The sequence below is a fragment of the Leptotrichia sp. oral taxon 417 genome (genome assembly GCF_013394865.1).
GTDB lineage: Bacteria > Fusobacteriota > Fusobacteriia > Fusobacteriales > Leptotrichiaceae > Leptotrichia > Leptotrichia wadei_A.
In genome coordinates this window covers 491,638-505,129 of record NZ_JABXYV010000001.1, presented here as the reverse complement: position 1 = coordinate 505,129, position 13,492 = coordinate 491,638, and the positions used below count along the sequence as shown (strand labels likewise).

General features: G+C 31.8%; 7 protein-coding genes. All 7 read right to left on the bottom strand.

Annotated features, from left to right (window positions below):
• Positions 1–6: 6 nt before the first annotated feature.
• Positions 7–603 carry an ECF transporter S component gene (locus tag HW276_RS02530; RefSeq protein WP_178937296.1) on the bottom strand — a complete coding sequence of 199 codons (597 nt, stop codon included), beginning with the start codon at positions 601–603 and terminating at the stop codon, positions 7–9.
• 117 nt (positions 604–720) lie between these two features.
• Positions 721–1,383, bottom strand: a complete 663-nt coding sequence (locus HW276_RS02525) for a DUF4240 domain-containing protein (RefSeq protein WP_178937295.1) — start codon at positions 1,381–1,383, stop codon at positions 721–723.
• A 21-nt stretch (positions 1,384–1,404) separates the two neighbouring features.
• A complete protein-coding gene (locus HW276_RS02520; RefSeq protein ID WP_178937294.1) occupies positions 1,405–2,007 on the bottom strand; it encodes a DUF2278 family protein in 603 nt (200 codons plus the stop codon).
• Positions 2,008–2,301: 294 nt separating this feature from the next.
• Positions 2,302–3,681, bottom strand: coding sequence for a folylpolyglutamate synthase/dihydrofolate synthase family protein (locus HW276_RS02515; RefSeq protein WP_178937293.1), 1,380 nt, complete (start codon positions 3,679–3,681; stop codon positions 2,302–2,304).
• A 433-nt stretch (positions 3,682–4,114) separates the two neighbouring features.
• Positions 4,115–11,053, bottom strand: a complete 6,939-nt coding sequence (locus HW276_RS02510; RefSeq protein WP_178937292.1) for an autotransporter-associated N-terminal domain-containing protein — start codon at positions 11,051–11,053, stop codon at positions 4,115–4,117.
• 312 nt (positions 11,054–11,365) lie between these two features.
• Positions 11,366–12,613, bottom strand: a complete 1,248-nt coding sequence (locus tag HW276_RS02505; RefSeq protein ID WP_178937291.1) for an RNA-guided endonuclease TnpB family protein — start codon at positions 12,611–12,613, stop codon at positions 11,366–11,368.
• 441 nt (positions 12,614–13,054) lie between these two features.
• A complete protein-coding gene (gene rpsP / locus HW276_RS02500) occupies positions 13,055–13,324 on the bottom strand; it encodes a 30S ribosomal protein S16 (protein ID WP_018450552.1) in 270 nt (89 codons plus the stop codon).
• Positions 13,325–13,492 lie beyond the last annotated feature (168 nt).

Sequence of the window (13,492 nt, the reverse complement as noted above, 5' to 3'; positions counted from 1 at the left end):
TATATTCTATCCTTTTTGATTATTTATATAATTTTCTCCATATTTGAATTTTATCAAATATCTAGGCGACATTGCCTTAATTATTGCCATTGCAACTATTGCTGTTATAATTTTATCGGTTGTTTCTGTAATAAAATTCGTACTAAAAACGGCTGTCCAAATATTTTGACCTGTTGCCAGGAAAAACGCAGTTACTCCAAATGTAGAATTTCCAGTATTTCCACCATAAACCATTACTATTATTGGTGCAGATACAACTATCGCAATAAATACAAGACAAAATGCACAAACTAATGTTTTTATTACAATATTTTTCATTCTAAATCTCGCTAAAAATCCCATAGTAAGCGCCATAATTACCGCCACTGGTATAAATGCAAAATATTCAGGAGAAAAACTTCCCGTAATTAAACTTGTAATAACAGCTGTTACAACTACAACCCAAGGCCCTGCTATAAGGCTGATAAACACTGTTCCAATTGAATCAAGAAATATTGGCACTTGCAGTAATTTAACAAGCCCAAATCCTGTAAAATTAATAGCTACCGCTACTGGTATCAACAAACTTGACATTAAAGAAAAATCATTTTTTAAACTTTTCATTTTTTTGCCTCCTTAAAAATTTATTTACATATATTTTAAAACATATTTGTTAATATTTCAACCTTTAAGAAGAATTTTTGTTACTTTTTTAACAATCATTTTAATTTTTTATTAAATTTAAAAATACATTTTTTTAAACAAAGCTGGACAAACTTCCTTCATGCTGCTTGGAAATTGTGTACACCAGTGAAATGTTATTTTTGGATATTTTTTATTTATATAGCCTATTTTTCTTTTGTATTCATTTAATTTTTTATTATAATTATCAATAAAATCATCCCTAAAAATAGTTTTATCATTAATTTTATAACTTTCTTTATTTAAAATTTCATGTGAATCGTTTTTTCTGGCAAAGGCATAAGCTGAAATAAAAGCAAAATTTTCATTTTCAAAATAGTTTGTCATTAATTTTGTTTCAAATGATACATTTATATATTCTGACAAATTATCCTGATTCTTCATAATTGAATAAAATATCTTTTCCCCTTGTGAAATAAGCCAAAGTCTGAAAAAATCAAAGCTCCAGCTCGCAGTATCACCATTTACAAGATACGAAGCGCACCATAACTTTTCGTTATAGCTCTCCTGCATCAACTCAACAGTAATTATTTCAAAATCAAAAATTTCTTCATCTGTTTTTTTAGATAGAATATCTATCAAATAATCTGTAAATTCATTATTATTTTTAGCCCTTTCATGTGAAATAAAAATATATTTCCAGAAGTCCTCCCTTTTCATTTTAAGTTTCGTTTCATCAGTTTTTTTTATTTTTATAGGCATTTTTTATCACACTCCCCTTTTTTAAATGCTTTTATCTGGATTTTGAGTAACAAATGCAATAAATATGGCTATAATTCTATTACTTTGTCTATTTCTAAAAAATAATCCTCCATCTGAATACTTGGCATCATTTTTTTTAAATTTACCTGTACTCTCCTGATTTAAGTGAATATCATGCAGCCCTTTCCCATTAGCATAAAGCCTTCCAAATGCAAATACCTCATAATTATCATTATTTTTAGCCTTTTCAACATATTTTTCAATAATCTCCGTCAAATACACATGTTTCTCATCAAATCCCTTCATCTGAATCATTTCATTATGCGGAAACAATTTCATTCTTACATAATCCAAACACAAATCTTTATCACATTCTGTAATTCCAGATTCCTGTAACAGCATCTTAGAAATCACACTTTCTTCACAAAAATAATTTTTCCTGTAGTATACCCTCAAATTTGAAGAAATAATCTCATTTTTCTTCTCATAAATACTCCCAATATTAACTGCCAAATCATACTTTTTCCCATTTTTATCCACAGCCACAATATGATAATGAGCCCTCTTGTCAAAATCATACCACTTATCCACAACTTTTCCTCTGAACATAGCATATTTTTCCATATTTTCCTCTTTTTTAACTTATAATCTGTTCTTTCTAGCTACTAAAATTTATGACCACTAAGCAAGATTTAATATTAAACTTTTATTATCAAAGTACATTTTCCCTATTATAAGTATAACATATTTTTTTAAAAATAAAAGAGAGATAATATTTTTATTAATTTTTTTTAATTTATTTAAAAATAAGGGGCATTAACCCCCTATTAAACAATATTATTTAAAATTTTCTATTCCACAAATTTGTTAAAAAATCTGCCTAATAATTTATTTTTTTACTATTTTACGAAAAAAATATTACAAAAACAATTTTTTAAACTTCGCAATCTCATAAAAAGATCCACAAACTACAATCGCCTTATACGAATTATCCTTTTTCAAAACCATTTCCTTTGCCTGATTATAAGCCTGTAAAATATCATCTTCAAAAATAATATTTTTTGTAGAAATATTTGAATTTTCCAGATTTTTCTTTATTTCTTCGGCAGATAGCCCATAAGTAACTTCTTTCAGGGAAGTTATGAAAATTTTATAATTTTTTTCCAAGATTCTTTTAAAAATATTTGCAATATCCTTTGTTCCGAGTACCGAAAGAACAAAAATCACTTCATCATCTTTAAAAAGTTCGTTCAAATTTTCTGTCAAGACCTTTACAGAATCATCATTATGAGCGACATCTAAAATTGTTGCAGGATTTTTTGAAAAAATCTCAAACCGTCCAGCCAATGAAATTTCATCAAGCCCCTTTTGAATAACTTTGTCACTAATTCCATAAATTCTTGCAATCTCATAGGCAATTAAAAAATTATTTGCTTGAAATTTTCCAAAAAGTGGCAGAACAAATGTTTTTTCTAAATTATTTTTATTATTATTAATTTTTTCAATGTTTTCAGACTTTTCAATATTTCCAGATTCTTTAGAACTTTCATTTTCAACAATTTTCACAATTGTCTTATAATTTTGATTATCCAATTCAACTTGAAAACCTTTATATTTTTCCAAAATATTTACCGAATTATCTGTTTCCCTTTTCACAGCCTCTTCCAGTTCAGCCAAATTCTGAGCATAAATACAAAGCTGCCCATTTTTTATAATCCCGGCTTTTCTATCTGCAATTTTTTCAAGTGAATTTCCCAAAAGAGCGACATGGTCAAAACTCACATTTGTTATAGCTGCTATTGTTGACTTTACAATATTTGTGGCATCGTATCTTCCGCCTAGCCCAGTTTCCAGAAATATGAAATCAGGATTTTTTTCTTTAAAATAAAGCAAGGCTACGAAAGTTGCTATTTCAAAAAAATTTATCTGCAATCCATTTTCTTCCAGAACATTCATAACAGCTTCACAATATTTCACAACATCCTCATCTGAAATCATCTCTTTATTTACCAAAATTCTTTCATTAAATCGTAAAATATGCGGTGAAGTAAATTTAGCAACCGAATATCCGGCTGCAAAAAAAATATTTTCTAAAAATGTTGCTGTTGAACCTTTTCCATTTGTCCCTGCAATATGAACAATTTTCTTATTTTCACAAGGCTTTCCTAGTAATTCATAAATTTTTTTCAGTTTTTCGTTATTCTGATTTAAAGATTCCTTTGTTATTCTCTTATTAATTGTTCTCATATTAAAAATTTTTTCTAAAATTTCATTTATTTTTGTTTTATCGTTTTTCATTTTTTTATTTATTTTTTGCCAAGAAGTAAGATTCTTTGTGTTATCAACCTTTCTTTAATTTTTTTTATTATACTTCAAATTTGGCAGTTTGTAAAGTATGCTTGAACCTATTCAAAATTAATGCTAAACCCCCTTTTAAAAATAGGAACAAATTTTTATAATATTTATTTCATAATCATTCTAAACTAATTACTATGTTTTTTTATTTTTGTAGGATTTCTTATTTCCGCAAATTCTACAACCTATGGCTAGTCTACGACATTTTTCTATAAATAAAAAATAGCACAATTTATTCTACGCTTTTAATCACGAGTTTTTGTACTATTTTCATAAAAATTTATAATAAAATCTCTATCAGTCTTAACAGGCAAGGAGAAACTTTCCCCCTTGCCATAAAATCCTAATATTGTTCTGTTTTTAAAGTAATCCAGAATTAGTAAATAGCCCTGAATCCGATTCCTCCTCTAACATTGTTTCCTTTAGTGTCATATCCGGCATTTACCGTAACACCAAATCTTGTGTTGTCTACACCTATGTTAAGATCGAATTTACCGTTTCCTCTTCTGTCTTCCTTCTCACTTCTCAAGTTATACCAGTCAGCCGTTGTATATCTTACTCTTGCCTGGTTCAATTTATTCAGCTTGCCAATTTCATTTTCATAGGCCGCTGTCAATCCTACTGATAACTGAGTTCTTACTGCCAATGGCTGAATATATTTGAATTCCAGTCCTGCTTCAGGTTTTACTGAGAAGTAGTCGTTCCCTTTAACTTCTAGACGCATTTGTCCAGAGTTTTCCTTTATGTCGTTAAATCTTCCGTATTCCATCTTTAATGCCCCGTAAGGACGCAAATGTGTTCTTTCGCTCATTCTTATGTCGTATCCCAATTCATTTTTCAAGGCCGCTCCATAAGAGCTGTATGTAGACTTCGCCTCAAATGTGTCATCTACAACCCAGTATTTACGGTGCATATTGTTAATTCCTCCAAAGATGTCTCCTGCGACTGTCCATTGCAGTGCTCCGTTGTAGTCTTTTCTTGGCGACATTGTCTTAAAGATTCCAAGTTTTACCATTGTCTGGTCTTCTCTTGATTTTCCTAGATCCTTGAACTTGAATCTGTTTGTAACTGCTCCTGCATACCATCCGCTTGATTTACCCATCTGAACTTTTTCATCTTCGTGAACATAGGCAACTCCCCAGGCATTGCTGTCATAGTCAATTACTCCGGCTGTGTTTGTCTTGTACTCATCCTTCATTCCAAACACTTTTATCTTGTTGTTTTGCTTAGATGGATTTCTCCAGTCCTTCCATAGATATTTAAATTCCTTGTCCAGCGCATTTCCAGTTGCATTTATTCTTTGCTGAGTGTTCGAGTATTCGTAACCTTTCATTTCATTTACAGCCTGTGCAAATATGTGCGGTTCACCTTTTCCTAGGTCATTCAGCTTATTGAAAATTTGTTTTTCTCTTGAATGGATATCTTCAACTCCGTATCTTTGTTCAAGACCATCAAGGAAATGTTCTGTGTCAACATCGTTTTTGCTTGCAAAATCCGTATACGGTATTTTTACCATATATACTGTTTTTATCGGAGCAGCTATGTTTCCAGATTCCACCGGCTGCGCTATCCAAGTCAGGCTTGCTGAATTTACATTCAATGTAACCCCTGTCGATACAACGCTTGCCAATGCATCGTTATATGGCTTCAAAATATTATCTCCAATTTGAATCGCTTTTGCATTCAGGTATTTAGTAACTTCCGTACCCATTATCAGGTCAACATCTGTCAGTCCAGATAAATTATTCAATCCTTGAATAGGATTTGTGTAATTTATTCCTGATGTGTCAACATACATTCCGATAGTTGATATTTCCCCATTTGAATGTGTGTGATTATGATCCATCTTTTCTGTTTCCAGATTCAGTCTTGTTACTCCTGACAAGTCAGTTATCAACACTTCTGGAGCTTCTGGCGAAGGTATGTTTGTATCAACTTTTACTGGCGCCACATCTACACCGTCTATTGAAATTGAAACTGGGCTAGGCAGTGATGCAGGCGGAACTTTTACAATCGCTTTCCCTGTCACTTTCTGGTCAGTCGCTGTTCCTTCCACATAAGGTCTTGTTGAAGTGTTTCCAGTTCCATGCGCTTCATAAGGCACATAATTCGGATCTGTCACATCTCCTCTGAATGCATACACACCAATATTTTTGTTTCCAACAATATTTATTGTTCCGTAGTTTTTAATTACTCCTCCATTCGCTACAACTACTCCCTTTATTCCTGCTCCATTTGCAGTAGGCATTGTCTGAATAGTTCCATAATTTTCCCCAGTCGCAAATCTGTCAATATACATTCCAGTCGTATTATTTCCGCTCAGGTTAATAGTCCCTCTATTAATTGCCTTTGAGCCAGATCCCGCAGCATACATTCCAACACTGTTATCATCTGAAACATTAATTGTTCCATGATTTTCTATTGTTCCTTCATTTGTTGCGACTTTTGTAGTTTCATTGTAATATCCAGTCGCCATTCCGATTCCATATTGCTTGCTAGTCACATTACTTGGACCTACTGTAATTACTCCGAAGTTCTTGCTGTTTCCTTGCGTAGAGTAAATCCCAATATTTCCAACACCTGCTCTCAAGTCAATATTTCCATAGTTTTCAGCATCCTGTGAAGAATAAATTCCATATCCATTATTCTTATCCATTACAATATCTGATTTATTCACAATCTTTCCGCCCAGGCTTTGTGGCGCTCCAGAGTAAACATACACTGATTTTTCCCCAACGTGAACAGGATTTGCTGTTGGATTTATTGTCAAGTCTGTCTTAGCCTTTGAAGCCGTTATCAAATATCCAAACGAATCTGTATCTCCAACCTTCATGTCAACAGATGATGTAACTGTTGTCGCTTGCGGATTCTTGCTGTCATCTGCAATATATACCCCAACAGAGTTATTATTTGCCACATCAATCTTTCCACCTGAAAGGTTTACACTTGGACCTGTCGAATAAACTCCAACCCCGTCATCAGCCACATTAATCTCACCAGCAGTCATATTGACATCTTTTCCGTAAATTCCATAAGAAGATTTTCCAACATTAATCTTTCCAGTATTTGCAATAGTTGAAACCTGATCATCAATATACATTCCAATAGATTCATTTCCAGCAGAAGTCGCCGCAACATTAATTTCCCCAGCATTTACCAGTTCAGAATCATTCGTTCCATACATTCCTGCCGACTTAGTACCGTTAACATTAATCTTACCGCTGCTAGCATTAGTAATTATACCGTTATTCGCTCCCATTCCAACTGAACTGTCATTTCCATTAATCGTGATTTCACCTTTATTTACACCAACCGTATCAGTTTTAGATTTTCTATCAGAAGCATTTGTTACAACATAATTTCCAGAACTTTTATCATTACTATTATTTTTAACAAATATTCCAACTGCTCCATCATTATCCATCGTAATCTTACCAGTCGCACCATTTTCAACATCTACAACTCCAAATGAATGTCCAGAATGTGTAGTCACATTGTCGTAATACGTTTCAGTTTTTGGATCTATTGCAAGCCCTGTTTTTGAGTCAATTCTATAAGAAAGCCCTAAAATACCAATTGATTTTTTACCTCCGGCATTTACCTTTCCATCATTAACTATCTTCGTGCTATTTGTTCCAAATATTCCAATAGCCTTGTCATTTGGATTATTTACTGTCCCTTTTTCAACATTTACAGTTCCTGCAGCATTATTATTAATATATCCGTAATCTACATACAGACCAATTCCACCTCTATCAGATCCAACCGTTCTATCAGCCGATACCGTACCACTATTATTAATTCCTGTCGTATCATTATCCTTTGTCTGTGCACTTGCCGTTACTGCAAGACCAACAGGAGTTTTAAGATTAACATCTATCGCCTTCATTTGCGTATCATCCAGTTCAGCCTTAACAGAACCTGCTGCCGTTACATCAATCTTAGAGTTTTGATACAAAAATCTTTTAGAAAACACTTCACTATCTGAATCCGTTATACTACTTGCTTTATCAACAGCTGATTTTATGTTAATTTGAGCATTATCCACAACTGCATATTTATATCTTGTAGCACCTGTAGCAGAAGTTACTGGATTTAAACCTGTTCCTAAAAGTTGATCTCTTAATCTATTTGAAGGATTATTTTCAACATCTACAGTAACTGTCCCACCAGTATTTCTTAAATCAGATACTATAACATCATCTGAATTTATTTCAAGGTCTGTATTACTAAAAGTTAATGTATGTGGACTATTTAAATCTCTAACATATCCAACTGCTTTTCCAGACAATATTAACTTACCACTAGTCATATCAATAGCACCAGAAGTTTTACTTGTAGAATCGGTATAAAGTGCATATCCTTCACCTTTATATTCAACAGTCGCACCTTTCAAGTCAATCTCTGCTTTATTTAATGATGCCACATTAGTTGAACCATCTTCTACTTTTATCCAGTTATATTGGGCATTAATTTTTGAATTATTTCCATCAGCAAAAAGCCCAAACCCTACTTTTTTCTTACTTTGCTGATCTGTTCCACCTTTTATGGAAATATTAGCAATACTTGTTGGTTTTGTACTTGAAGTACGGTTAATATTTATTATTCCGCCTCCACTAGCATAAGCAGCCCCAACATTGTCTTTAGATGTAAGATCTGAATTAACACGAGTTGTATCATGATGGAACTCTGATCCTGTTATCTCAACTCCTGCTTTTGTTGGTGCTCCTGAAACACCAGTATTAATTATCGTAGGAGTTGTACCAGTAACACTATCATTTACAGTAATTTTTGCTCCTTTATCTGCAACAAGTGTTATTGAGTTAGTAGCATCTGTTGAAACAACTGCATTTACAGTAACTTCATTATTAGCAGAATTTCCCGCAAAAATTGCTCTATTTCCTCTATCATTTCTACTATCACCATCAATAGTGATAACATCTCCTGTAACTTTTCCATCTGTACTTGTAGCTCCAGCTACCGCAGTATCAGTTCCACCAACAATAATACCAGTATTGTCGAATCCGCCATTTAAGGCAATTTTCCCTTTTCCAAGTTTAATTGTAGTGTCATCTCCTGTTAATACTCCAATACTATTTTTTACATTTTTAAAAAGTCGTATCTGATGTCCATTTTCTATATTTTTACTTGTGATTGTCGGCGTTTCAAAGTCAACAGCAGTAGAAGCAAAGATACCGTAAGAATTATCAATAAATTTATCATTATTTATTGTGAATTTATTTAGAGTACCAGCAGTAGTTTCAGCATCAATATTTGAAAAACTGGCAGCAGTTTTTGACTCATAAATTTCTTTTGAACTTCCACTAATCTCTCCTATATCAACAGCAAAATTTCCTATAACAGGACCTGAAGCTTTATTTGGATTTAAATGAACAATTTCTACTGAAGTCTTATCAATTGGGACATAAAGCCCTATGCTTTTATCTCCATACATAGTCATCGGTGCCCAATCTCCATTTGAAGATTTTGTCTTAAAATCAAGATTTGCAGAACTTACATATTTTCCTGTTTTTATATATATTCCTACATTTTCTTCACCGTATGAATTTATTTTATTTCTATTAACTATCGTTATTTCTCTAGGATTTTTTTCATCATCATCATAAATATGGCCAGCAGGAACAGGATAACCGCCACTCCAATATAATTTAGCATCAAAAGGTCCTCCATAAGCATTATTATTTCTATGATTACGAGTAAAATCTCCATTTGGATTTAAGAAAAAAACTGCTGATTTTTTATTATACAGATTTACTGTTCCAGCATTATACAAAATTTGTGGATTCCCATTTCCTACAACTGAAGGAGAAACTATAAATACTGCTGAATTAGAATCGTATGTCCCTTCACTACCAGTATACGGATGTACTGTTATATTTCCTTTACTTGTATTTATAACAGAAGCAGCAACTGTACTTGCATCTCCTTCAGCATGATCATAACTATTAGAAAAAGCAACATTTCCACCTTCAATTACAAATGTTCCTGAATTTATAAAAGTCTGTCCTTGTGTGCTATTTGATATTTTATTAGCAATTGCTGTTACATCATCAAAGGCTAGATATTCTGGTGAAGTTGTTCCTAATTCGCCACTTAGTCTGCTTTTTTGATCTGTAAAGTCAGCTCCTCCGTGCATATCCAGATGAACAAATTCATTTACGTATCCTTTAGGGTCATTAAAAGCCTTAGTATACAAAAATTTTCCACCATTGTTTACTAGGGTCCCTCCTTGTTCATGTCCAGAACCACCCCATCCATTATCCGTTACCATACGTAAAAAACCTGTCTTTGCCTTAGTCTTTGTTAAATTTCTGTTTAAAGTAATTTCATCTCCACGATAAAGAGGTTGTACTGATGGATCTGGATTATCAGAAGTCATTGGTAATGGTACAGCAGGGGATGGTGTCCAGTGTGCATTAAGATTAAAAACATTTTTTACATTATAATTATTATAACTATAATCGTAGAAACCTCTAGTACCATCAGTGTCATTCTGAGTTCTCTTCGCTAAAAAACTTCCACTTTTTATGATAACTCCACCATCAATTACACCACCTCCTGTTGCATTTGCATTATCATAATAATCCTCTCCATAATTTCCAGCTGACATTGCCAGCAAAGAAAAACTAGGAGCATTAATTTCTCCTACTGGTGAAATAGTCGGAGCTGTTGGAGGTGTAACCGTTCTTGGAGTAAATGAAGGCAACTCACTTATGTCCACAGCCATTGATACATTAGCATGCTTTACTTTTGGTATCAACGGATTAAGTGTTGCTGATACTGGGATTGAGGCATTTGGCTCTTGCTTTAATCCTAGTTCTGTTGTGTTTCCGTAAAGAGTGTGAGGATATGCTTCGTATTTGGTTTTGCTCATTGTTTTGTCACGTTCGTATTTGTAGTCGGCAGTTTTGTCTCCACGACCTTTGTATGAACCTTGCCAGCTGTTGTAGAAACCGTTTATTCCGTATTGCCAGCTGCTCCATGGGCTTTTTACAACGTGATCTCCTTGTTCCATTAACTTAACTAATTCCAAGTTTGTCTTTCTAAGCAACTTATCATTTTCATGCCGTGCAAACCTGAAATCACTCTTCAAGTTCGTTATCGACGTGTTGATTGCCTTTGTTTGCGCCTGGATTTCATTTTCAGCCGAAAAAAGATTAAACGAAGCTCCTGTCAGTTCGATTAATCCAGTTAATAAAAAAGTTATAAGGGCTGATTCTGTATATTTAAAGTCCTTCACTCTTTTTGCAAAAGACTTCAAATCCTTCTTTAAAACTGTTAAATTATTCGTCATAATTCTAACTCCTTTTATTCTAAACTTTGCCTAATGTTAAGCACAAAAAAATAATTTCTATACCAAGTGAAACTTAGCATATCCATTATTTAAATGAAAATAGTATTTCATTTGAAATCTGTTCTTAAACATAGAATAACATTAGACATTTAATAATATACCAAAAAACAAAAAAGTTCAAGTGTTTTTTTTAATTTTTATATAAATTCTATTTCATAATTAAGGTTTATCCACTGAACCTCCCACGACTAAAGTCGCAGGGTTCTAAAATCTTTAAAAATATTCAAAAATTTTCTAAGAAGTTTGATAGCTTTACACTACCCTTATTCTTTTAGGCGTGTTCAGCTCACCTCTATTGTATAGGATACTTAAATCCACAACTTTACTTTTCCTTAATATGTTTAATGCTCCGTTACAATCTGCATTTAATTGATAGCCTTTACTTGTTCGATATAGTCCTCTTTTTATTCTTTTTCCACTGAATATATATTTTTGTGAATTTTCTTTATCATATATTGGAATTTCATCTTCATCAAAGAAACTTGCTTTTGATGTATAACTCTCTTCTTGCAGTTTAAATTCTATTCTATATAGTTTACATAGATATATTAATTTATCTCTTAATTTTCCATATGGTATATTTACAAAATTTTGATTATTTATACTCCCTATATTTGATTTTCTTTGAAAATCTTCATTATATCCTAGAACTATTCTTCCTATATCATTATTAAGACAATAATTTACAATTATTCTTGCTGCTTTTGAAAGATAATCTTCTATACGATTATTTCTCTTTCTAGCTATTCTCTTTTGTCTTAATGTTGTCCGCTTAATCTTTTGCTTATCTTTAATGCTTTGCAATTTTGCATTTATCTTATTATAGTATTGATTTATTGATTTTAATTTTCTACCATCTATTATGAATGAAACTCCAGCATTTGTAACACAAGTACAAAGATTATCTATACCTAAATCAATTCCTAGTGCATTGTTTTCATTTAATTCCCTTTGAACTTCTTCTACTTCATAAGTATATTGAATTTCAAAGTACCTGGAATGTTGTTTAGGTATTATCCTAATCTCTTTTATCTTCTTGTCTTTTAATACTGGTGGTAGTTTTACTGCGATTTCCTTATGTGTCTTTCTAAATGAATTTGAATAAGGAACTATCAGAATATCATCTTTTAATCTAACAAAACCTATAACAAGAGTTGTAAATCCATCTTTAGCAAGATATTTAGGTAATTTTATATCTTTAAAATTATATTGACCATTTTTAGCAAGTTTTAAAAGTCCAAAAAATGATTTAAAACTTCCGTCTACTTCTTTTAGAATTTGTTGAGCCATATTAGAATTTAACTTCTTATAGTTCTCACTATTTTTAAGCATTTTATAGTTTTCATTATAACTTAAATACTTTTTATTTTCAAAATAGTATTGTCTAACATTGTATATAGCCTGATTCTTTAAATTCTTAGCTATATGGCACAAATATTTTAAATTTCTAAACTCCTTTTTACTAAGATGTTTTACCTGTTGTTTTAAAGTTAAATACATAGATATCACCTCCTTTTCATCAGAGATATTATACCGTATATTCTACATTTTATCTATTAAAAAGTAATATTTTTTAAATATTTTTAAAGTTTTTAAAACCCCACAACAGCGGGAAGCGTCGTTCACATAAGTACGCTACTACTTACGCAGTTCTCTTATGAACTTCTTGTTATCTCTAACAAGCTTAGAGATTTTATAATTAATGATTTCTCTTCGATATTTTATACAAAAAAAGCAATTCATCTCCCACTTATAGAAAGCCTACGACTTCTTGCTATCTTTTTGTTAAAAAAATTTGCCCTAAATTAGGACAAATATTTTGAAATGCAATATTCAAACCTCAAATGAAAATTACATCTCAATTGTACTAACAAAAGACCAAAATCCCTTGTTAGTACAACAAAAAATGGAAAATAAATTATGAATCAAGAATTTTTAGAACTATTTTTTCTTAGTTTCTTGAAATTTAGCCCAAACTCCTGCTTTTGTTAAGATACTTTTAACAGTTTCAGTTGGTTGAGCACCGTTTGATAAGTATTTCAAGATTTCTTCCTCTTTTAATACTACTTGTTTGTCATCTTCAACAAGCGGGTTAAAAGTTCCAAGGTAAGCAACAGCTTTCCCATCTCTTCTAGATAAAGCCTCCATAGCTACTATTCTATAAAAAGGAACTTTTTTTCTTCCTAATCTTGTCAATCTTAATTTTAACATTAAATGTTACCTCCATACTATTCAATAATTTTAAAACTCATTATTTTAAATGCAATATGATTATACAAAAATTTTGATAAATTGTCAAGTTTTTTTTCTTTACACTTTTTCCAAAAAAACTATTGATAATTTCTGAAAATATGATATAATAAAAAAATTTTAAAACAA